Genomic DNA, 19,840 nt, shown 5'->3' with positions numbered 1-19,840 from the left:
TTCAGCGGCGAATTGCGGGCCAGGATTGCTCCGCACCATGCGCCCCTCATGACCCTCGCCGATTTCGCCCGAGCCGCGTTCGCGCTGGCCCTCACCCTCGGCCTCGTGGGCTTGGCCGCCGTGGCCCTGCGCCGCTACGGCCCCGATGCGCTCTCCCGTCTCTCGGTGAGGAGCAAGGCCGAGCGTCGCATGAAAATCGTCGAAAGCCTGATCCTGGATCCCACACGCCGCCTCGTCATCGTGGACTGCGACGGACGTGAGCGGCTGGTGCTGCTGGGCGAAGGTCAGGTGCTGGCCGACCTCGACGACAAGGGGCGGGCCTGATGCGCGAGCTCTGGAAGGCGATCCGGAACCTGCCCGCCGAGGAATGGCGCCGCGCCGCCCTGCTGGCGGCGATCACGAGCCTGGCCGGCCTGATGTTCCCGGCCGCGGCCATGGCCCAGGCGCTGACCGTCAACCTCGGCACCGGCGCCGGGCTCACCGAGCGGATCGTCCAGCTCGTGGGCCTGCTGACGGTGCTCACCCTGGCGCCGTCGATCGTGATCATGACCACGTCGTTCGTGCGGATCGTGGTGGTGCTGTCGCTGCTGCGCACGGCGCTGGGGGCCCAGCAGAGCCCGCCGAACGCGGTGCTCGTCTCGCTCAGCCTGTTCCTCACGGCCATCGTGATGGGCCCCACCTTCGAGCAGTCGTACAACGAGGGCGTCAAACCGCTGATGGACCAGCAGATGGAGCTGCCGCAGGCGTTCGACGCCGCCGGCGCGCCGGTGAAGCGGTTCATGCTGAGCCAGGTCGAGGAAGGCGATCTCGCCCTGTTCGTGCGCCTTTCGCGCATCGAGAAGCCCGCGACGGCCATGGATACGCCGCTGCGCGTCGTGACGCCGGCATTTATGATCGGCGAGCTCAAGCGGGCTTTCGAGATCGGCTTCCTGCTGTTCGTCCCGTTCCTGGTGATCGACCTGGTAGTCGCCAGCGTGCTGATGAGCATGGGCATGATGATGCTGCCGCCGGTGGTGGTGAGCCTGCCGTTCAAGCTGATCTTCTTTGTCCTGGTGGACGGCTGGCGGCTGGTCTGCGGGAGCCTCGTGGAGAGCTTCCAGCGCGGCGCGGGCGGCGGCTAGCCTCTAGCTCTTGGCGCTCTTGGGCGCGGCCTGGGCCTGCTTGGCCGGCGTCGGCCCGGTCCCGACGGGCGCGGCCCGGGTCTTGAAGCGGCCCTTCATCTTCTCGACCCAGCCTGCGAACACCTGGTTGTCGGCGGAGACGCGGCCGAAGTCGGCGACGCTCAGCCGGCCGGAGGGAATGCCGGTCAGCGCGATCTTGAGCGCCTCGGGGTTGTTGGCCTTCTCGTAGAAGCCCTGATAGCGCTGGTTCAGCCGCTCGAGCGAGGCCTCGTCGCCGGCCAGGGTGAAGGCGACGCCGGCGCGGATCAGTTCGCCCTCCTCCTCGGTGGTGAGCGGTGCCGAGGCTTTCCATCGATCGCCCAGGGCCTTCTCGAAGAGCGGCCCCGCCTTGGCCCAGTCCTTCTGCTTCCAGATGATCTCGGCGCGCAGGTCGTCGGCGTCGGGGGATTTGTCACGCCCGATGATCTCGAGGGCGTTGTCGTAGCGGCCAAGCGCGCTCCAGGCGCGCGCCTCGATCAGGCGGCGTTCGCCGTTCAGCGCGTTGGGCAGGACCGTCGTACGCGACGAGTTGATGGCCTCCAGCGCCTGTTCGGGCTTGCGGTCCATCAGGTAGATCACCGCCAGATCGGTGGCCACCTGGGCGCGCGGAACCCCATCGAGGCGGTTGTCGACCTGATACTTCAGCAGGTCCGCGGCCTGGGGCAGCAGATCGACGTCGATCAGGCGTTTGACCATCTTGCGGACCATCAGGTCGCCATCGGCGCCGATCGGCGTCAGCTCCTTGAAGTCGTAGAACAGGGCCAGCGCCTGGACGGGCTCGAGTCCGTCGGCCAGCCCATCGAGGAAGAGGCCGCGGAAGGCGGCGCTGAGATCGGCCTGGAGCTGGGTCGCTTCGGGCAGGTCGGGCAGGCGCGCGCCGGCCGACCGCAGGGCCTCCAGCGCTTCGCGATAGCGGCCCTGTTTCAGATAGAGCTGACCCAGCGCGCGAATGGTCTCCAGCTCGGTGGCGTCGCCGCGCCAGCGGTAGCGAAGGTTGTCGAAGACATTGGCCGCCTGCACCGGCGTGATCGCGCCGTCCTCCAGCTTGATCTGGGTGGCCCGCAGCACGGCCGGCGCGGCGATCGAGTCGATCGGGGCGCCGGCGATGGCGTTGTAGATCCGGAGCGCGCGATCCTTGTGCCCCTGGAGCTCGATCAGACGAGCTTGGACCAGGCGGTTCTGCAGGCGCTCCTCGGGCGGCAGGTGTTCGGCCTGCAGCGCCATGCGGATACGGGTGTCGGCGCCGACGAGATCGCCCTGGGCCAGGGCGGACTGGGCGTCGGCGCGGGCGAAGCGCGCCTTCCACACCGGCGCGAACAGGTTGTAGGCCTCGACGCCCTTCGCGAACTGCGTGCGCGCCTCGGCGCTGTGGCCCAGCTTGCTGTCCACATAGGCGCGCCAGAGCGACGTCGACGGATCGTCGGCGAGCGAGGGCGAGGAGAAGTCGGCGTCCGCCTCGGCGTAGCGGTGCGCGAGCACCCGGGCCACGCCCCGCAGGCCCCGGAATTCCGGGTCGTCCAGCATCTCCGGGTGCTCGTGGGCGAGGTCGTTGAGAAGACCGATGGCCTCGAACGAGAGTTCGGAGCCCACCAGGAAGCGGGCCAGGGCCATGCGCGCGGCCACGGGCGCCTGGCGATCCTTGTTGCCGCCTTCGATCGCGGCGGCCGAGAAGAGGCTGTCGTAGCGCCGCGTGAAGCCGCCGGATCCGGTCTTGGCCCAGTCGTCCGGGATCAGCGCCGGCATGACGGCCGGCTGCGGCGCGCCAAGGGCGGCGTCCTCGCGGTCGCGCGTGGCCCAGGCCGGCGACAAGGTCAGGCCCTGAGCGCGGCTGACGCGGACGATCTCGCCGTCGCGCTGCACCGACAGATCTTCCACGAGCGGCTGGATGGCGAGGCCCTGGATCGACGGGAGCAGCACCGTGTCGACGAAGTCGCGCCGGCTCGCCACGCCCTTGGGCGGGCCAAGGGCGGTAACGACGGTCAGCACGTCGCCCACGACCGGATCGGGCAGGTTGATCACGCGCGTGGCCCCGGCGACCGGGGCCTTCAGCGCCGCCGGGCCGCCGGCGGGATCCCGGCCCACGCGCACGATCGCCGGCTGGGCCTGGGGCCCGGGTCCGAGATAGAGGGTCCACGTGCTGCCGAGCGAACCAACGAAGACCGGCAGGTCGGCCTTGGCGTCGATACGCAGGGCTGCGTAGTCGCCTCCCTTGAACGTGCGGATGTTGCTCAGCGGACGCAGGCCGCCCGGGGCGGAATCGACGTCGAGTGTGGCCGGGGCGTCGAACACCATCCAGATCGCGTCGCCGCGACGGAAGACAGCCGCGCCGGCCGGATTGGCCCAGGCGAACGAGATCTGCGTCTGGCCGCCGGTCAGCTTGGTGACCATGTGGACCACGCCGCCGGGCGGCAACGGATCGGGCCGCGGCGGCTCGGGCTCGGCCACAGCCACGGCCTGGGCCGCCATCGCGTCCGGGTCGGGTTCAGCCTTTTCGAAGGCGTTGAGATAGGCGCCGCCGTCGGCCACGCCGAACTTGGCGTCGGCGTCATCGGCGAGCGTGATGACCAGCTGGTAGCGGCCGCCAACGTGGCGCGCCTCGACCGCCTTGATCCACTTCGGCGGCGAAGTGACCAGCGCGCCGACGTCCGGATCGCCGTCGCGGCTGAAGCTCAGCGTCACGGTCTGGCCGCTCCGCTGGGCGGAAACGCCAACGCCGTGGATCTCGATACGCGAGAAGGTCTGCGCCGTCGCCACGCGTACGATCAGGCCGTCGCGACGGGCGACGGCCTGGGCCGCTGGCGCGGCGATCCCGGCAGGCGCCGCGACGCCCGCGATGCAGGCCGCGGCCACCCCGGATCGGAGGGCCTGGCGCAATCCCATCGGTTAGCCGCTCTTCGCGGGCGGAGCCGCGCCAGCCGGCGCATCGGCGGCCTGCTGGGCGGCCGGAGCCTTCTTGCGCGCGGGCTTGTTCGGCGCCGCGGCCGCGGTCTTGGCCGGGGCCGCGGCGGCAGCCGCGGGCTGGTCGCTGGCCGCGGCCTTGGCGGCTTCCGCGATGCCCGAGTAGCGGCGGGCCAGCGCCTCGGTGAGCTTCTTGGCCTCCGCGGCCGGCATGGCCGCCACGATGGCCGAGAGCGAGCGCTCCTTCATCTTCGCCGCGATCGGCAGACGCACGCTGTCGTCCAGCATCACCATGCGCGGCGCTGCGTCCTTGGCCTTCATGCCTTCGAACACCTTGACCAGCCGATCGATCTCGGCGGCCTGCTTGGCGTCGGTCTCGTTGAGCAGGCCCTGGACCTGCGACTTCAGGTCATTGAGCGACTTGAGCTTCGCGTCGAGCTTGGCTTCGGCCGCCGCCATCAGCGCGAGCTCCGTGGACATGGCGTTCTCGCGCTTGTCCAGCTCGCCGCGGCGTTGGCCCAGGCTCTGCAGGACCTGCAGCTCGGCGGGCGACAGGCCCGCCTGCTTGGCCAGCTCGGCGGCCGTCGGCGCGCAGACCGCCTTTGGCGCGATGGATGGCGGGGGCAAGGCCGCAGCCGCATCGGCGGCGTCGCCGGTCGACGCCTTGGCCTCGTCGGGCTTGGCGGCCTTCGGATCGGATTTCTCGGCGGGCTTGGCCGCCTCCTTCGCGAAGGCCTGGGCGCCCGACAGCAGGTCGGGCAGCGTCTGGGCGCCGCTGAGCGCGTTCACGGCCAGAACGCCGCCGATGGCGACGCCCACGAGCGGCAGGATGCGAGGGACGGATTTCACCAGCGGGCTCCGGCGCGGCGCTCGAGGGCGACCGGCGCGTCTTCGAACAAATCTTCGTCAGGCGAGGCGATGCGGCGGCCCGGCAGCGGCGGCCGGCCGACGAGCGGCTCGGCGGCGGGCGCGGCCCGTTCGACAGGCTCCTCGGTCCGGTTGCGGACGGCGCGGGCGGCGGCCAGCAGCGCGCCCAGGCGACGCTCGGCCGACTCGTTGGCCATCGGCTGCTCGGCGGCCGGCGCGGGCGGCGGCGCAGCGGCGACCAGCTTTTCCAGCCGGCCGGCCAGCGCGCGGCCCTTCTCGATCCGGTCGGCCAGCATGTCGGTGGCCTCGTCGGTGGCGGCGCGCAGATCGGCAAGGCCCTGCTCGGCGCGGGCGGCGGCCACGTTGAGCTCCCGGACCGCGGCCTCGAAGCCCTCGTGACTGTCCCGCAGCGCCTTGAGGCGGCGGTTGAGGCGCAGGCCCACAGCCATGGCGGCGACCAGCAGACCGGCCAGCAGCAGATTCATCCCGATCGCGATGAGGCTCATGTCATCCTCTGGACGGTTTGCCGGGCGATGGGCGAGAGCGGAGCCTCGACCCGCACGGCGATGTGGGCGTTGCGGCGGCCCATGCGGCCGCGGGTGAGTGGAACGGCGCCGGCCCGAAGCTCGATCAGGCTGTCCGGGGTGGCGTTGAGCATCAGGGTGTCGCCGACCTTGAGGTTCAGCACGCTCTTGAGGCTGACCTGCTGCTCGTCGAGCACGGCGCGGACCTCCATGGTCGTGGTCCAGAGCTCGGTCGCGAGGTGGCCTTCCCAGATGTTGTCGCGGCCGAACTTCTCGCCCATGAACTGCTGGAGCAGCATCTTGCGGATGGGTTCGAGCGTCGCGTACGGCAGCAGCAGCTCGATGCGGCCACCGCGGTCTTCCATGTCGATCCGCAGCTTCACCAGGATGGCGGCGTTGGCTGGCCGGGCGATGGCGGCGAACCGCGGGTTGGTCTCCAGCCGGTCCAGGGTGAAGTGGACGGGGGTGAGCGGCTCGAACGCCTCCTTGGCGTCGGCCAGGACCACCTCGACCATCCGCTGGACCAGCACGCGCTCGATCGTCGTGTAGGGGCGGCCCTCGATCCGCATCGCCGCGGTGCCGCGGCGGCCGCCGAGCAGCACGTCGACGATCGAATAGATCAGGTTCGAGTCGACGGTCAGCAGGCCATAGTTGTTCAGCTCCTCGGCCCGGAACACCGACAGGATCGCCGGCAGGGGGATCGAGTTCAGGTAGTCGCCGAAGCGGATGGAGGAGATGTTGTCGAGGCTGACCTCGACGTTGTCGGACGTGAAGTTGCGCAGCGAGGTCGTCATCAACCGGACCAGCCGGTCGAAGACGATCTCCAGCATCGGCAGGCGCTCGTACGACACCAGCGCCGAGTTGATGATCGCCCGGATGCCCGTGCGCTCGGAGATTTCGTCGTCGGAGAGGTCGAAGCCCAGCAGGCTGTCGATCTCGTCCTGGTTCAGGATGCGCTCGGACGAGTTGGCCTCGGCCGCCGCGGCGGCGGCCCAGGACGCACCATCCTCGCCGCCGCCCCCGGGGGCGACTTCGGTTTCGGCTTCGGTCGAGATGTCGGTGTCTTCTGCCATGGGCTTCCGGACTCAACGGGCGCTGGCGCGCTAGTTGATCAGCATCTCCTCGATGAGGACGGCGTTCGCCTTGGCCGGCGAAATGACGAGGTTCACCCGGCGCAGGATCTCCATGCGCAGCTGGTAGCTCCCCTGGCTGCCCGAAAGATCCTCGGGCCGCAGCTCGCGCAGGAACGTCTGGAACATGTCCTGGAGCCTCGGCATGTTGGGATCGAGTTCGTCGACGACCTCCTCGTCGGGCAGTTCGAGGGTCAGCTTGAGCTTCAGGAAGGTGGGTCGGCCGTCGGCGGTCTGCATGTTCACGACCACGTCGGGCAGCGTGTAGAACACCACGCCGTCGGGTCCCTCGCGGATCATCCCGGCGGTCTTTTCGCCCTCTTTGCCTTCCTTCTTCTCCTCCTTCTTCTTTTTCTTCTCCTTGCCGTGGTCGCCCTTCTCGGCGGCCGCCGCGTCGGGTTTCGGCTTGAGGAAGAGGAACGCGGCCGTACCGCCGCCGCCCAGCACCACGAGCGCCGCGGCGCCGGCGATGATGAGCATCTTCAGCGGCAGCTTCTTCTTGGCGGGGGCCTCGCCCTCCGCGCCTTCGGCGCCTTCGGGCGCTTCGCCCTCGGCCTCCTTCGGCTTCTTGTCCTTCTTCGCCACGCGCCCAGTTCCTAGAGAAAAGAGAAGACGGCCTTGGAATACCGGCGTCGTTACGAATGCCGCTCTTTGGTTAAGAAGCGGTTTTTAACGGTTCTTAACGGGCGCGATTCCTGCCCGGCAGAATCCGCCGCTGGGCGGCCGTTAACTTTCTTGTTTGTTGTTTTTATTGATATTTTGGACTGGCCCGAAGCTTGCAGGCCGGATTGGCGAAACGTCGCAGCCGCAAGGTCCGCCTGTTAATGGACAACGCTCTCTACGTCGGCCTCTCCCGCCAGGTGGTGCTCCGTCGCGAGATGGACATCATCGCGAACAACATCGCGAACCTGGACACCACGGGGTTCAAGGTCGAGTCGATCCTGCAAAAGGAGAACCCGCGCGCCCCGGCGGTGACCGAGGGCGGTCCGCGGCCCGTGAAGTTCGTGCTCGCCGACGGCGTGGCGCGCGATTTCCGCCAAGGCGTGCTGACGACCACCGGCGCGCCCCTGGACATGGCCATCGAGGGCGAAGGCTTCTTCCAGATCCAGACGCCGCAAGGCCCCCGCTTCACCCGCGACGGCCGTTTCACGACCGATCCCAGCGGGCGCCTGGTGACCCAGGCGGGCCAGCCGGTCCTCGACGAGGGCGGCGGCGAGATCACCATCGATCCCGAGAAGGGGACGGTCTCGATCGGCGCCGATGGCACGATGACCCAGGGCTCCGAGCAGGTCGGCAAGGTCGGCATGTTCGACTTCGCCAATGCCGGCGCGCTGTCGAAGGCGGGCGACAACCTCTTCCGCAACGTTTCGAACCTGCAGCCGCAGCCCGCCGAAAGCGCCCGCCTGCGTCAGGGGATGCTGGAAGGCTCGAACGTCAAGCCGGTGCTGGAGATCACCCGCATGGTCGAGGTGAGCCGCGCCTACGAACAGACCGCAAAGATGATGGAATCCGAAGCCGACCTCTCGCGCCGCTCCGTCGAGCGCCTGGGCCGGATTCAGTAAGAGGGTAGACGAGGATGCAAGCGCTCCGCACCGCCGCCACCGGTATGGCGGCCCAGCAGATGAACGTCGAGGTCATCTCGAACAACATCGCCAACATGAACACGATCGCGTTCAAACGTCAGCGCGCCGAGTTCCAGGATCTGCTCTACCAGACGTACGAGGCGGCCGGCTCGCAGTCGTCCGACCAGGGCACCATCGTGCCGACCGGGGTCCAGGTGGGCGCGGGCGTCAAGGCCGGCGCGGTCTACCGCGTCGAGACCCAGGGCGCGCTGACCCGCACCGACAACCCCTACGACCTGGCGATCGACGGGCGCGGCTACTTCCAGGTGCTGCTGCCCTCGGGCGAGACGGCCTACACCCGCGCGGGCAACCTGGCGGTCAACGACCAGGGCCAGATGGTCACCCAGGACGGCTATCAGATCCAGCCGGCCATCTCGATCCCGTCCGACGCGGTTTCGGTGTCGATCTCCAAGTCGGGTCAGGTCGAGGTGCTCCAGGCCGGCCAGACCACGCCGAACGTGGTGGGGGTGCTGGAACTGGCCACCTTCGTGAACGACGGCGGCCTCTCGGCCATGGGGTCGAACCTCTACAAAGAGACCGTCGCGTCCGGCGCGCCCACGACCGGCACGCCGGGATCGGTCGGCGTCGGCACGCTCGTGCAGGGCTACACCGAAGCCTCCAACGTCGACCCGGTGTCGGAGATCACCGCCCTGATCGTGGCCCAGCGGGCCTACGAGATGAACTCCAAGGTGATCTCCACCGCCGACAACATGCTGGCCACAGCCAACCAGGTGAAGGCGTAGGCTCATGAAGGCGCTCATCGTCCTGGCGGCGCTGGCCGCCGCCTCTCCGGCCCTGGCCGGGACGCCCGTGACACTGAAGTCGGACGTCTTCGACGCCGACGGGGTCGTCACCCTGGGCGAGATCTTCGAAGGCGCCGGCGCGGCCGCGACCGTCCCGGTGGCGAAGCGGTCTGGCGCATCGGTGATGCTGAACGCGCGGGCCGTGCAACTCGCCGCCTATCGCGCCGGGCTGGAGTGGGCCAACGCCGAGGGCCTGCGCCAGATCGTGGTGACGGGCGCATCGTCCAACGCCGGCGCCGCGGGCGCTCCCGCCTCGGCCGTCGCCGCGCGCGGCAACGTCGACGTGCTGACCTGGACCCGCAACATCTCGGCCGGCGAGATCGTCCAGCCGCAGGATCTGATCTGGGCCAAGGCGGCGCTCGCCCCCAGCGACGCGCCTTCCGACGCCGACGTCGTCGTGGGCCTCGCAGCGCGCCGTCCGCTGCGCGCCGGCGCCGCGGTCTCCGGACGCGACGTCGCCGCGGTCCAGGTGGTGAAACCAAACGACATCGTAACCCTCACCTTCGAAAGTGGGGGCATCTCGCTCGCCCTGCAGGCCAAGGCCCTCTCGGGCGGCGCCGTGGGCGAGCCCATCAACGTGCAGAACGTCACGTCGAAGAAGACCGTCCAGGCCGTGGTCACCGGACCCGGCCAGGCCGCGGTCGGCCCCGAGGCGGACCAGCTGAAGCTGACCCACTCTTCCCGTTACGCGCTCCGTTGAAGGACCTCGTCATGCGCCTGCGCATCCTCGTTCTCGCCGCCCTGGCCCCGCTGGGCGCCTGCTCGACCATCTCCGAGGCGGTGAAGGGCCCCGAACTGGCCCCCGTGGGTTATCCCGCCTCCCTCGCCCCCATGACCCAGCCGACCGTGTCGGTCCGGGAACCGCCGCCCCAGGCCGCCAGCGCCAACTCGCTGTGGCGCGTCGGGGCTCGCGCCTTCTTCAACGACCAGCGCGCCAGCCGGGTCGGCGATATCCTGACCGTCAACATCGACATCGACGACAGCGCCAAGACCACCAACGCGACGTCCAGCTCGCGGACCGCGGGCCTCACCGCCGGCGTGCCGCATTTCTTCGGCCTGGAATCGACCCTCGGGAAGATTCTGCCGAGCGCCTTCGATCCGGCCACCGCCGTCGAAACCAATTCCTCGACCTCCAACGCGGGCGCGGGCCAGGTGAACCGCTCCGAGAAGATCACCCTGACCATCGCCGCGATCGTCTCGGCGGTGCTGCCCAACGGCAACCTCGTGATCCAGGGCACCCAGGAGGTCCGCACGAACGGCGAACTGCGCCAGCTCACCGTGGCCGGCATCGTGCGGCCGGAGGACATTTCGGCGGCCAACACCGTCCGTCACACCCAGATCGCCGAAGCCCGCATCAGCTACGGCGGCCGTGGCGATATCAGCCGGGTGCAGAAGACGCCCGCCGGCCAGTCGCTGCTGGAGAAGTTCAGCCCGTTCTGAGCCCGATGCGTCCGCGAGGCTTCCTCTTCGTGATCGCGGCCGGCCTGCTGGCCGGCTGCGCCTTCGGCCCGGACCGTCGCGACCCCGGGGTGACGTGGACCCGCATCGAGGACGCCGGCGAGAGCGTCCGGCTGGTCGCCGCGGCGGACGGCCCCGGCGGCGTGCGCCTGATGATGGAATGCACGCCGCATTCCGGCGTCGTCGACCTGACCGTGATCGGGCGTCCCGGCGACCCCGCCCTGGTCATCCTCCGCTCGGGCAAGGTCGAGAGCCGCCATCCCGGCGCGGGCGTCGTCGGCGCGGACACCGACGGCGCGCTGGACATCCAGGCCCAGGTTCCCGCCGACGACCCGGCGCTGGCCCGCTTCGCCGAGACCGGCGAGCTCGGCGTGGCGCTCGGCCGGCGGCGCGTCGCCCTGCCGAACGGCTTCGCCCCCGGCCACGACTTCCTGAACGCCTGCCGAAGCTAGGCCGCCTCGGCTCAGGCCGGCGTCGATCGACTCAACCGACACGAGCGCCAATGCCGGCCTGGCCGCCAATTATCGCGCGATGGGCGAGCACTCCCCCGTTTTGAGTAGCCGGACCGGCCCAAAAGCGCCGCCGCGACACCCTGGTAAGCAGCATTTCAGCTTTCGCGTACGTACATGCGGGGTGAACGGCCGCAGGGCCGAAGCAACAATTCTGCCTATGCGAAGATCTACCTGATCGACGCATGTGCAGCAGAGTGATGGTGAATCACGTGCGTATCTTTGCCGCCGCTTTCCTGGCTACGACGCTTGTCGCCGCGCCCGCTCTCGCGGCGGAATCGGCGGCCGACTTCCAGCTCTATTCGCTGGGCGACCTCACGCTGCAGGGCAACAACATCGCCAACCGCGTGGCCGCCGGCGGCAATGCGACCTTCTACAGCACCAGCATCAGCGGCTCGACGGCCGACGACCCGGCCAGCCTCGTGGTCGGCGGGAACCTCAACTACTACTGGGGCGGCTCGATCGCCGGCGGCGCCCTGGTGGGCGGCTCCAACAACTCGCCGGCGTATCTGCCGGTGACCGCGGGCGCGGCGCTGCCCATCGACTTCGCCGCGGAGGCGGTCCGCCTGAAGGACCTCAGCACGTCGCTGGCGGGCGAGGCGGCCAACGGCGCGGCGCAGGTGCAGTGGGGCGGGCTCTACCTCACCGGGCTCGACACCGGGCTGAACGTCTTCAACATCTCCAGCTCGATGCTGTCGCAGGTGACGTGGTTCAGCACGAACATCGCGGCGGGGTCGCAGGTGCTGATCAACGTCAGTGGCGACACCGTGAACCTGGCCGGCGGCCTGAACTTCTACGACGCGCCAAACATCCTGTGGAACTTCTCCGAAGCCACCAGCATCACGGCCGGCGGGGTTTCGCTGAGCGGTTCGGTGCTGGCGCCGTTCGCGGCCTTCCAGGGCAATTCCGGCACGATCTCGGGCGACCTGATCGTCGGCAGCTTCAATGGGGCGATGAGTTTCGGCTCCACGGGCTACGCCGGAAACCTGCTGACGCCCCCGGCGCCGCGTCCGGAAGACACCTTCACCCCCGGCGGCCTGAATGGCTCGGTCGTTCCCGAACCCGCCGCCTGGGCGCTGATGATCCTGGGCTTCGGCGCCATGGGCATGGTGCTGCGGCGCCGGCGAGCGGCGCTGGCGGCCTGACAGGCCTCGTGGAGCGACAGACTTGACTTGAAGATTACGCATGTAGTTTTCTGGCCCTCGCACGAGCGTCGGAGGACACCATGCGTGGGCGCGTCATCCCGATCCTGGCGGCGATCGCCTGTCTGGCCGGACCGGTCTCGGCCGCGCCCCTGACCCTGATCTCGAAGGCGCCGGCCCCGCAGATGGCGACCGACGAACTGCTGCTGCATTCCGGGAGCCTGGGGCGGGATTTCCTGATCCAAGTGACCCATCCCTTCGCCGAGAAGCCCGGCAAATCCTATCCCGCCATCTACGCCCTGGACGGCGGCTACAGCATCGCGGGCCCGATGGCCTGGGTCATGGGCGGTGGCGGCGCGATGGCGCGAGCGTTCGTCGTTTCGGTCGGCTATCGCCCCGACGCCTACGCCATGCGCGACCGCGACCTACTGTTCCAGCCCGTGGACCACGACGGCCGCACCATCGGCGGCGGGGGCGCCGACTTCGAGCGGTTCCTCGTGGACGAACTCATGCCCTTCATTGCGGCGCGCTACGCCGTCGAACCCGCGAACAGCGTGCTGTTCGGACACTCCGAGGGCGGGCTCTTCGCGGCCCATGTCATGCTCGACCGCCCCGCGGCGTTCTCAAGCTACATCATCTGCAGCCCGGCCCTCTGGATGGAGCCGGATCTCATCGATCGGCTGCCTCAGGCGCGCCCCTCGGCAGGGGCGCCCCGGGTGTTCGTGGGCGTCGGCGGAAAAGAGGATGCCCGGATGACCGAAGCGGCACGGATCGTGGCCGCCGCACTGTCGGCGAACTATTCGGTGCGTTCGGAGACCTTCGCAGGCGCCGCCCACCTGGCCTACTATCCGATGGCCGTGGCGACGGCGTTCCCGTACGTGCTGCCGCCGGAAAGGTGACGGCGAGACGGCGCGGTCCGCCTCAACGCTCGAAGAGCCCGCCGATCTCATCGATGGCCGCGCCTTGCAGGGCGCCGTGGGCGGGGTCGATCACCGCGCCCTGGCCAAGAAAGGCCCAATAGAGAAACGTCGCGCGGGCCTGGGCCCGGCACGCCTCGACGCCCGTCTCGCGAAGGAGCCGGGCGATGTAGGCGATGCGCCGGGCGTCGACCGCAGTCACAGCGGTGGCGACCGCCGCGTCCTCGGCGGCCCAGGCGCGTACGGCGGCGTCGAGGCGCGGCCGCGCGGTGAAAGCCCGGGCCAGGAGGTCCCTCAGGCGGTCGGGTTCGCTGGCGCGGGCCTCGACATCGCGGATCACCGCCTCGGTCGCACGCGCCTCCCAGGCTTCCAGGAGCCTGGCGCGGAAATCGGCGATATCCCTGAAATGCCAATAGAAGCTGCCGCGTGAGACATTCAGGCCCGTCGCCATCGGCCCAACCCTGAGCGCCCCGGGGCCGTGGGCGGCAAGGGTCCGCAAGCCATGGTCGATCCAGTCGGAGGCGGTGAGGCGGTCGTTCACGCCAGAACCATACACAAGTGTATTGACCTGCTGCAATTCCGCGCCCAGGGTTCCATACAGAGGTGTATGGTCATGACGTGGCAGGACATGGCGCTGGGCGCCGCCGGGATTGTGGGCGCCGGCGTAGCGGTGATCCACGGGGCGCTCACCCAGCGCTTCATCGTGCGCCCCCTGGAGGCGGCGTGCCGCGCGGAGCCCGGATTGCGGGGCGTGCGGCGGTTGGTCCCTGTGCTGATGCACTTCTCCACCTACGCCTGGTTCCTGAGCGGCGTGGCGTTGGTGGTGGCCGCGGGGTGGATGGCCCCGCAGGCCCGCCTGGTGACCGCGGCGCTGGTCGGCGCCGGCTACTTGTTCGGCGCGGTCGGCAACTTCTGGGCGACCCGCGGACGCCACCCCGGCTGGATGATGATGAGCCTGGCCCTGGCGCTGCTGATCGCGGGCGCGCAGGCTCCGGGCGGATGAGGCGGACGGAGACGCGCCGATGGCGACGAACGCGATGGACGGCTGGCGGGACTATTTGAAGACGCACGACGAGGTGGCGCTGCAGGCGCTGCTTCACCCCGACGCGGTGTTCGAGAGCCCGATCGTCCACACGCCGCAGCGTGGCCGGGAAATCACGCTCAAGTACCTGGCGAGCGCGGGCAAGGTGCTGGGCGGCCCCGGGTTTCGGTACGTCGGCGAATGGCGCAACGCGACCGGCGGCGTGCTGGAGTTCGAGACCGAGATCGACGGGATCCGCATCAACGGCGTCGACATAATCACCGTCAGCGACGACGGGAGCCAGATCATCGGCTTCAAGGTGATGGTGCGGCCGCTCAAGGCGATCAACCTGCTGCACAGGCTGATGGGGGAGGAGTTGGCCCGCGCGTCGGCGACCGGAGCCCGGCCGGGCGCCTAGGCCCGCCGGCCCTTGGCCGCGGCGTTATCGACGCCCAGCGCCGAGAGCGCGCCCTGGACGATGCCTTCGGCATCGAGGCCGGCCTGGGCGTACATGACCTCGGGCTTGTCGTGGTCCTGAAAGATGTCGGGCAAGGTCAGCGTGCGGATCTTCAGGCCGCGATCCAGCGCGCCATGCTCGGCGAGGGTATGGAGCACGAAGGCGCCGAAGCCGCCCATCGCCCCCTCCTCCACCGTGATCAGGGCTTCGTGCTCGCGGGCCAGCCGCAGGACGAGGTCGAGGTCGAGCGGCTTGGCGAACCGGGCGTCGGCGACCGTCGCCGACAGGCCGCGCGCGGCCAGGAGGTCGGCGGCCTTTAGCGCCTCGCCCAGCCGCGTTCCGAACGAGAGGATGGCCACCGCGCTTCCCTCGCGCACGATGCGTCCCTTGCCGATCTCCCACGGCTTGGCGAGATCGGGGATCTCGACGCCCACGCCCTCGCCGCGCGGATAGCGGAAGGCCGAGGGCCGGTCGTCGATGGCGACGGCGGTGGAGATGGCGGCCGCCAGCTCGGCCTCGTCGGCCGGCCCCATGACCACCATGCCCGGGAGCTGGCCCAGGTAGCCGACGTCGAACGAGCCGGCGTGGGTGGCCCCGTCGGCGCCGACGAGCCCGGCCCGGTCGATGGCGAAGCGCACCGGCAGGCCCTGGATCGCCACGTCGTGGACCACCTGGTCGTAGCCGCGCTGCAGGAAGGTGGAATAGAGCGCGCAGAAGGGCTTCATCCCGTCGGCGGCCAGGCCGGCGGCGAAGGTCACCGCGTGCTGTTCGGCGATGCCCACGTCGAAGGTGCGGTCAGGGAATTTCTCGCCGAACAGGTCGAGGCCCGTCCCCGACGGCATGGCCGCGGTGATGGCCACGATCCTGGGGTCGCGCTCGGCGTGCTTGATCAGTTCGTGGGCGAAGACCTTGGTGTACTGGGGCGCGGCGGCCTGGCCTTTGGCCTGCTTGCCGGTGACGACGTCGAACTTGACCACGCCATGGTACTTGTCGGCGGCGTTCTCGGCGGGGGCGTAGCCCTTGCCCTTCTGGGTGACGACGTGGACCAGCACCGGCTTGTCGTCGATGCGACGCGCGTTCTGGAGCACATGGACCAGCGCATCCATGTCGTGGCCGTCGATCGGGCCCACGTAGTAGAAGCCCAGCTCCTCGAACAGCGTGCCGCCGGTGACCATGCCGCGGGCGTATTCCTCGGCCTTGCGGGCGGCCTCGCGCATGGGGCGCGGGAAGACCTTGGTGACCGTCTTGCCCAGGTTGCGGAGCGACTGGTAGCCGCCGCCCGAGACGAGCCGGGCCATGTAGGCGCTCATTCCGCCCACCGGCGGAGCGATCGACATGTCGTTGTCGTTGAGGATGACGGTGAGCTGCTTGGTGGTCTCGCAGGCGTTGTTCATGGCCTCGTAGGCCATGCCGGCGCTCATCGAACCGTCGCCGATGACGGCCACCACCTTGTTGTCGCGGCCTTCCTGGTCGCGGGCGGCGGCGAAGCCGAGGGCCGCCGAGATCGAGGTGGCGGCGTGCGCGGCGCCGAAGGGGTCGTATTCGCTCTCCGACCGCTTCGTGAAACCCGACAGGCCCCCGCCCTGGCGAAGGGTGCGGATACGATCGCGCCGGCCGGTGAGGATCTTGTGCGGGTAGGCCTGGTGGCCGACATCCCAGATCAGGATGTCCTTCGGCGTCTCGTAGACATGGTGCAAGGCGACCGTCAGTTCGACCACGCCCAGGCCCGCGCCGAGGTGCCCGCCGGTCTGGGAGACCGCGTCGATGGTCTCGGCGCGCAGCTCGTCGGCGAGCTGGCGCAGCTGCGGGATGGTCAGGCTGCGCGTGTCGGCGGGCGAGGAGACCGTGTCGAGGAGCGGAGTTTCAGGGGGCATGGGAACGCGGAAAGCCTCGCGGACTACTGACGGCGCTCTAGCACGAAATCGACGCTGGCCCTCAGGAATTCAGCTCGCGGCCCGAAGGGATCCAGGTGAGATTTCGTCTGGGTTCGAAGCAGTTCCAGCCGCTCGCGAGCGGCGTCGATGCCCAGCAGCGTGACGAAATTGGCCTTGCCGCGGGCGACGTCCTTGCCCACCGCTTTGCCCAGTTCGCCAGCATCGCCCTGGGCGTCCAGGAGATCGTCGACGATCTGGTAGCCGAGGCCCAGATCGTGGGCGAAGGCCATCAGGGCGTGGCGTTCGCCGTCCTGGGCGTGCGCCAGGGCCAGGGGCAGTTCGAAGGCGCAGGCGATCAGGGCGCCGGTCTTCAGCCGCTGCATCCGCGCCACGCCGCCCAGGTCGTCGCGGACGCCCAGCATGTCGATCATCTGACCGCCCACCATGCCGCGCGCGCCGGCGGCCGAAGCCAGGCGCACCACCAGTTCGGCGCGGACGCCGCCGTCGGGGTGGGTGTCGGGATGGGCCAGGATTTCGAAGGCGCAGGTCTGGAGCGCGTCGCCCGCCAGCACGGCGGTCATCTCGTCATAGGCCTTGTGGACGGTCGGCCTCCCACGCCGGACGTCATCGTCGTCCATGCACGGCAGGTCGTCATGCACGAGGCTGTAGGCGTGGATGCACTCCAGAGCGCAGGCCGCGCGCAGGACGTGGCGCTCGTCGAGATCGAACATGCGGCCCGTCTCGAGCGCGAAGAAGGTGCGCAGGCGCTTGCCGGGCCCCAGGGCCGCGTAGCGCATGGCCTCGGTCAGGCGACTCTCGGGCCCGTCGGCGCGAGGCAGGAGTTCATCGAGGGCCACGGTGACCAGGTCCGCCGCCTCGGCCACGCGCCGGCTCAGGTCCATCAGTCGAACGCTTTCGGCTCGACCGCCGGCGCGCCGTCGAGCCCCTTGCTGACCTGCTCGACCTGCAGGCGCGCGGCGTTCAGACGGGCCTCGCAGTGGGCCTTGAGCGCGGCGCCGCGCTTGTACATGTCGATCGACGCCTCCAGCGGGGCCTGGCCCGATTCCAGGCGCGCCACGATCTGCTCCAGCTCGGACAGAGCGGCCTCGAAGGTCATGGCGGCGATGTCGGCGGGTTCGGACATTCGGCGGTTGTAGTGGCGGGGGCGGATGGAATCCACCGCGCTTTTCCGCCCACCCTGGTCCGGCCTCAGGACGGCTCGAAGCGGCGCACGGACCAGTACTTGTAGCCCTCGCTCTCAGCGAGCTTCCATCCCCGCCGCCGCAGGCTGCGGCCGATGAGGTGGTTGAAGAAGCCGTGGGCCAGCACGACCACGTCCCCGCCATCCGCCGCCAGCTCGACCAACAGGTCCGCGGCCCGGTCGGCGCGGGCTTCGGCCTGGGCGCGGGTTTCCTGGCCCTCATGGTGATTCAGGAACCACCACCAGACCCGCGAGAGGAAGCCCCAGAACCGCGGCGACAGGCGCAGCCAGCTCGGGAAATCCGGCGGCGGCAGCGGCGCCTCGATCAGCACCTCGTGCCGCGCGAACGGCCGGTCGCCGACCAGCGCCTGGGTGCTCTCGATCGCGCGCAGCCGGGTCGAGGAGACAATGGTCCCGCATTCCGCCGCGAGCCGCCTGAGCCGATCGGGAGGCGTCTGCCCGGGAACGATGCCCAGGACCTCGTACCTCGCCCAGAATTCGCGGTAGCCCTGGGCGGTCAGCCGGACCTTGCGCGAGAGCGCGGGCTCCCCGTGGCGAGCGAGGATTATCGCGCCGCGGCGAAGCGCCGCCGGCTTGGCGGAGTCGGCGGTCAAGACCGTGGCCATCGATCCCAGGAACGCACCGGCGTTTCGCCCCTCACCCTTCGCCCAGGGCCTGCACATGCGCGAGCGCGGAGCGGCCGAGAGCCTCGAGGTCGTAGCCGCCCTCGAGGGACGACACAACCCGGCCTCTGGCGTGGCGGTTGGCGACATCGGCGATGGCCCGGGTGGCCCAGGCGAAGTCGGCCTCCTCCAGGCTCTGGCCGCCGCCGCCGACCGGGTCTCGCCGGTGGGCGTCGAAACCGGCTGAGACGATGATGAGGTCGGGCGCGAAGGCGTCGACCTTGTCCATGATCCCCTCGAAGGCGCGCCGCCAGACGGCAGGCTCCGCGCCTTCGGGCGAGACGGTGTTGACGATGTTGGCCGGGACCGGCTCGGAGGGATGGCCCGTGCCCGGCCACATGGGCCACGACTGGATCGAGGCGAAGAACATGCCAGGCCGTCCGCCGAGCGCGGCTTGCGTGCCGTTGCCGTGGTGGATGTCGAAATCCACCACCGCCACCTTGGCGAGGCCGGCCGCCTGGGCGGCGTGAGCCGCGATCGCCACGTTGGAGAAGATGCAGAAGCCCATCGGCAGTCCCGGCTCGGCGTGGTGCCCGGGCGGACGCACCGCGCAGAAGGCCCGGCCGGCGCGTCCGGCGGCCACGTCGCGAACGGCCTGGACGACCGCGCCCGCGGCCCGGCGCGAAGCCGTGAGACTGCCGGCCGACATGTAGGTGTCGGGATCGAGCTCCACGCGGCCGTCGGCCGGCGTCACCCCCTCGATCCGGGCCACGTAGTCGGCGTCGTGGACGCGACGCAGGTCGGCCGCCTCCACCAGCGGAGCGTCGTGCGGTTCGAGGTCGAGGCCTGAGCCCTCCAACGCGCCCATCACCGCCTGAAGCCGCTCGGGCCTCTCCGGATGACGGAAGCCCGGCCGGTGGTCGAACATGTCCCGATGGGTGTAGAGCGCGAGGGTCATGCTGCATCGTATCCCAAGTTTCCGCCGCTCCCATGACTGAAACCGTGATCCGGCGCGCCGGCCCTGGCGACGCCGCCGTCCTCTCGGAGCTTGGCGCCCGCACCTTCCGGGAGACCTTCGCCCACCTCTATTCGCCCGAGGATCTGGCCGCGTTCCTGGCCGAAGCCTACGACGAGGCGCGGACGGCGGCCGACCTGGCCGATCCTCGGCAGGCCGCCTGGCTGGTCGAGGACAGCGGCGAGCCGATCGGCTACGCGCTCGCTGGCCCCTGCGCCCTGCCCCATCCCGACGTGACGCCCCAATGCGGCGAGCTGAAGCGCATCTATTTCGTGCGGGGCCGGCAGGGCGGCGGCCTCGGCCGACGGCTGTTCGCCGAGGTGATGGACTGGCTGCAGGCCGGTGGTCCCCGCGACGTCTGGATCGGCGTCTGGTCGGAGAACCATGGCGCGCGACGGTTCTACGCGCGGCACGGCTTCGAGAAGGCCGGCGAATACGGCTTCCGTGTCGGCGAGACGGTGGACCGCGAGTTCATCCTCAAGCGCTCTGCGGAGAGTTTTTCTAAAGACGCGTCGCATTTCGCTCAAAGTCGACACAATCTTGCCTGATTTGGCCCGGCTCGAGCGCTTTCATTGCAGAGATTTAACCTAGCGCGGCCTTGGCCTGGGTAGCCGCATTT

23 protein-coding genes are annotated in these 19,840 nt (G+C 69.9%); 12 read left to right on the top strand and 11 right to left on the bottom strand.

The window, feature by feature from the left end; translation table 11 throughout:
- The first annotated feature begins 48 nt into the window (after nucleotides 1–48).
- The gene (locus GC203_RS18410; RefSeq protein WP_293457711.1) at nucleotides 49–324 is read left to right on the top strand and encodes a flagellar biosynthetic protein FliO; all 276 of its coding nucleotides are present in this window, start codon (nucleotides 49–51) and stop codon (nucleotides 322–324) included.
- Nucleotides 321–1,121, top strand: a complete 801-nt coding sequence (gene fliP, locus GC203_RS18405; RefSeq protein ID WP_293457896.1) for a flagellar type III secretion system pore protein FliP — start codon at nucleotides 321–323, stop codon at nucleotides 1,119–1,121. The genes GC203_RS18410 and fliP overlap by 4 nt, the downstream gene beginning before the upstream one ends.
- A gap of 3 nt (nucleotides 1,122–1,124) precedes the next feature.
- Here fliP and GC203_RS18400 read toward each other — a convergent pair whose 3' ends face one another.
- From GC203_RS18400 to GC203_RS18380, 5 genes are read right to left on the bottom strand one after another with little or no spacing between them, the layout of a single operon-like run.
- The gene (locus GC203_RS18400) at nucleotides 1,125–4,040 is read right to left on the bottom strand and encodes an endoglucanase (RefSeq protein ID WP_293457709.1); all 2,916 of its coding nucleotides are present in this window, start codon (nucleotides 4,038–4,040) and stop codon (nucleotides 1,125–1,127) included.
- A gap of 3 nt (nucleotides 4,041–4,043) precedes the next feature.
- Complete coding sequence (locus tag GC203_RS18395) at nucleotides 4,044–4,907, bottom strand: hypothetical protein (protein WP_293457707.1); 864 nt, start codon at nucleotides 4,905–4,907, stop codon at nucleotides 4,044–4,046.
- On the bottom strand, nucleotides 4,904–5,431 hold the full coding sequence (locus GC203_RS18390; RefSeq protein ID WP_293457705.1) for a DUF6468 domain-containing protein: 528 nt from the start codon (nucleotides 5,429–5,431) through the stop codon (nucleotides 4,904–4,906). Before GC203_RS18390 ends, GC203_RS18395 begins: the two co-directional genes overlap by 4 nt.
- Nucleotides 5,428–6,522 carry a flagellar motor switch protein FliM gene (gene fliM, locus GC203_RS18385; protein ID WP_293457702.1) on the bottom strand — a complete coding sequence of 365 codons (1,095 nt, stop codon included), beginning with the start codon at nucleotides 6,520–6,522 and terminating at the stop codon, nucleotides 5,428–5,430. Before fliM ends, GC203_RS18390 begins: the two co-directional genes overlap by 4 nt.
- Before the next feature lie 30 nt (nucleotides 6,523–6,552).
- On the bottom strand, nucleotides 6,553–7,164 hold the full coding sequence (locus GC203_RS18380) for a flagellar basal body-associated FliL family protein (RefSeq protein WP_293457700.1): 612 nt from the start codon (nucleotides 7,162–7,164) through the stop codon (nucleotides 6,553–6,555).
- A 239-nt stretch (nucleotides 7,165–7,403) separates the two neighbouring features.
- On the opposite strand from GC203_RS18380, the gene flgF reads away from it, so the two are divergent.
- From flgF to GC203_RS18345, 7 genes are all read left to right on the top strand, one after another.
- Nucleotides 7,404–8,141 carry a flagellar basal-body rod protein FlgF gene (gene flgF, locus GC203_RS18375; RefSeq protein ID WP_293457697.1) on the top strand — a complete coding sequence of 246 codons (738 nt, stop codon included), beginning with the start codon at nucleotides 7,404–7,406 and terminating at the stop codon, nucleotides 8,139–8,141.
- Between the two features lie 14 nt (nucleotides 8,142–8,155).
- Nucleotides 8,156–8,944: a flagellar basal-body rod protein FlgG gene (gene flgG / locus GC203_RS18370; protein WP_293457695.1), complete on the top strand. Its 789-nt coding sequence runs from the start codon at nucleotides 8,156–8,158 to the stop codon at nucleotides 8,942–8,944.
- 4 nt (nucleotides 8,945–8,948) lie between these two features.
- Nucleotides 8,949–9,704, top strand: a complete 756-nt coding sequence (gene flgA, locus GC203_RS18365) for a flagellar basal body P-ring formation chaperone FlgA (RefSeq protein ID WP_293457692.1) — start codon at nucleotides 8,949–8,951, stop codon at nucleotides 9,702–9,704.
- A gap of 11 nt (nucleotides 9,705–9,715) precedes the next feature.
- The gene (flgH, locus tag GC203_RS18360; RefSeq protein ID WP_293457689.1) at nucleotides 9,716–10,444 is read left to right on the top strand and encodes a flagellar basal body L-ring protein FlgH; all 729 of its coding nucleotides are present in this window, start codon (nucleotides 9,716–9,718) and stop codon (nucleotides 10,442–10,444) included.
- Between the two features lie 5 nt (nucleotides 10,445–10,449).
- Nucleotides 10,450–10,914 carry a hypothetical protein gene (locus GC203_RS18355; RefSeq protein ID WP_293457686.1) on the top strand — a complete coding sequence of 155 codons (465 nt, stop codon included), beginning with the start codon at nucleotides 10,450–10,452 and terminating at the stop codon, nucleotides 10,912–10,914.
- A 269-nt stretch (nucleotides 10,915–11,183) separates the two neighbouring features.
- Entirely contained in the window at nucleotides 11,184–12,116 is a 933-nt protein-coding gene (locus GC203_RS18350; RefSeq protein WP_293457683.1) for a choice-of-anchor A family protein, read from the top strand.
- Nucleotides 12,117–12,196: 80 nt separating this feature from the next.
- A complete protein-coding gene (locus tag GC203_RS18345; protein ID WP_293457680.1) occupies nucleotides 12,197–13,012 on the top strand; it encodes an alpha/beta hydrolase-fold protein in 816 nt (271 codons plus the stop codon).
- 22 nt (nucleotides 13,013–13,034) lie between these two features.
- On the opposite strand, the gene GC203_RS18340 is transcribed toward GC203_RS18345, so the two are convergent.
- Complete coding sequence (locus GC203_RS18340; protein ID WP_293457677.1) at nucleotides 13,035–13,571, bottom strand: TetR family transcriptional regulator; 537 nt, start codon at nucleotides 13,569–13,571, stop codon at nucleotides 13,035–13,037.
- A gap of 66 nt (nucleotides 13,572–13,637) precedes the next feature.
- Here GC203_RS18340 and GC203_RS18335 point away from each other — a divergent pair, with 66 nt between their 5' ends.
- Both GC203_RS18335 and GC203_RS18330 read left to right on the top strand, forming a co-directional pair.
- Entirely contained in the window at nucleotides 13,638–14,033 is a 396-nt protein-coding gene (locus tag GC203_RS18335; RefSeq protein ID WP_293457674.1) for a hypothetical protein, read from the top strand.
- Between the two features lie 19 nt (nucleotides 14,034–14,052).
- Complete coding sequence (locus GC203_RS18330) at nucleotides 14,053–14,469, top strand: nuclear transport factor 2 family protein (protein WP_293457672.1); 417 nt, start codon at nucleotides 14,053–14,055, stop codon at nucleotides 14,467–14,469.
- Here the strand turns inward: GC203_RS18330 and dxs are convergent.
- From dxs to GC203_RS18305, 5 genes are all read right to left on the bottom strand, one after another.
- Complete coding sequence (gene dxs / locus GC203_RS18325; RefSeq protein WP_293457669.1) at nucleotides 14,466–16,382, bottom strand: 1-deoxy-D-xylulose-5-phosphate synthase; 1,917 nt, start codon at nucleotides 16,380–16,382, stop codon at nucleotides 14,466–14,468. The two genes, GC203_RS18330 and dxs, sit on opposite strands and share 4 nt — an antisense overlap.
- Nucleotides 16,383–16,405: 23 nt before the next feature.
- Entirely contained in the window at nucleotides 16,406–17,287 is an 882-nt protein-coding gene (locus tag GC203_RS18320) for a polyprenyl synthetase family protein (RefSeq protein ID WP_293457893.1), read from the bottom strand.
- A complete protein-coding gene (locus GC203_RS18315) occupies nucleotides 17,284–17,526 on the bottom strand; it encodes an exodeoxyribonuclease VII small subunit (protein WP_293457890.1) in 243 nt (80 codons plus the stop codon). The genes GC203_RS18320 and GC203_RS18315 overlap by 4 nt, the downstream gene beginning before the upstream one ends.
- Before the next feature lie 65 nt (nucleotides 17,527–17,591).
- Nucleotides 17,592–18,209, bottom strand: a complete 618-nt coding sequence (locus GC203_RS18310) for a histidine phosphatase family protein (protein ID WP_293457667.1) — start codon at nucleotides 18,207–18,209, stop codon at nucleotides 17,592–17,594.
- 31 nt (nucleotides 18,210–18,240) lie between these two features.
- Nucleotides 18,241–19,164, bottom strand: coding sequence for a histone deacetylase family protein (locus GC203_RS18305; protein WP_293457665.1), 924 nt, complete (start codon nucleotides 19,162–19,164; stop codon nucleotides 18,241–18,243).
- A 32-nt stretch (nucleotides 19,165–19,196) separates the two neighbouring features.
- Here GC203_RS18305 and GC203_RS18300 point away from each other — a divergent pair, with 32 nt between their 5' ends.
- Nucleotides 19,197–19,769 (top strand): GNAT family N-acetyltransferase, encoded by a 573-nt coding sequence (locus GC203_RS18300; RefSeq protein ID WP_293457662.1) that lies wholly within the window; start codon nucleotides 19,197–19,199, stop codon nucleotides 19,767–19,769.
- Nucleotides 19,770–19,840: the final 71 nt, after the last annotated feature.

This window comes from Phenylobacterium sp., assembly GCF_016124325.1.
GTDB lineage: Bacteria > Pseudomonadota > Alphaproteobacteria > Caulobacterales > Caulobacteraceae > Phenylobacterium.
The sequence above is the reverse complement of the archived record's forward strand: the minus strand, read 5'-3'. Positions and strand labels throughout refer to the sequence as shown.

Coding starts and splice junctions, on each gene's coding strand:
- flgG (WP_293457695.1), top strand. CDS start 8,156: ATGCAAGCGCTCCGCACCGCCGCCACCGGTATGGCGGCCCAGCAGATG.
- flgA (WP_293457692.1), top strand. CDS start 8,949: ATGAAGGCGCTCATCGTCCTGGCGGCGCTGGCCGCCGCCTCTCCGGCC.
- dxs (WP_293457669.1), bottom strand. CDS start 16,382: ATGCCCCCTGAAACTCCGCTCCTCGACACGGTCTCCTCGCCCGCCGAC.
- flgF (WP_293457697.1), top strand. CDS start 7,404: ATGGACAACGCTCTCTACGTCGGCCTCTCCCGCCAGGTGGTGCTCCGT.
- GC203_RS18390 (WP_293457705.1), bottom strand. CDS start 5,431: ATGAGCCTCATCGCGATCGGGATGAATCTGCTGCTGGCCGGTCTGCTG.
- GC203_RS18310 (WP_293457667.1), bottom strand. CDS start 18,209: ATGGCCACGGTCTTGACCGCCGACTCCGCCAAGCCGGCGGCGCTTCGC.
- GC203_RS18300 (WP_293457662.1), top strand. CDS start 19,197: ATGACTGAAACCGTGATCCGGCGCGCCGGCCCTGGCGACGCCGCCGTC.
- GC203_RS18345 (WP_293457680.1), top strand. CDS start 12,197: ATGCGTGGGCGCGTCATCCCGATCCTGGCGGCGATCGCCTGTCTGGCC.
- GC203_RS18305 (WP_293457665.1), bottom strand. CDS start 19,164: ATGACCCTCGCGCTCTACACCCATCGGGACATGTTCGACCACCGGCCG.
- flgH (WP_293457689.1), top strand. CDS start 9,716: ATGCGCCTGCGCATCCTCGTTCTCGCCGCCCTGGCCCCGCTGGGCGCC.
- GC203_RS18355 (WP_293457686.1), top strand. CDS start 10,450: ATGCGTCCGCGAGGCTTCCTCTTCGTGATCGCGGCCGGCCTGCTGGCC.
- GC203_RS18400 (WP_293457709.1), bottom strand. CDS start 4,040: ATGGGATTGCGCCAGGCCCTCCGATCCGGGGTGGCCGCGGCCTGCATC.
- GC203_RS18335 (WP_293457674.1), top strand. CDS start 13,638: ATGGTCATGACGTGGCAGGACATGGCGCTGGGCGCCGCCGGGATTGTG.
- GC203_RS18315 (WP_293457890.1), bottom strand. CDS start 17,526: ATGTCCGAACCCGCCGACATCGCCGCCATGACCTTCGAGGCCGCTCTG.
- GC203_RS18330 (WP_293457672.1), top strand. CDS start 14,053: ATGGCGACGAACGCGATGGACGGCTGGCGGGACTATTTGAAGACGCAC.
- fliM (WP_293457702.1), bottom strand. CDS start 6,522: ATGGCAGAAGACACCGACATCTCGACCGAAGCCGAAACCGAAGTCGCC.
- GC203_RS18410 (WP_293457711.1), top strand. CDS start 49: ATGACCCTCGCCGATTTCGCCCGAGCCGCGTTCGCGCTGGCCCTCACC.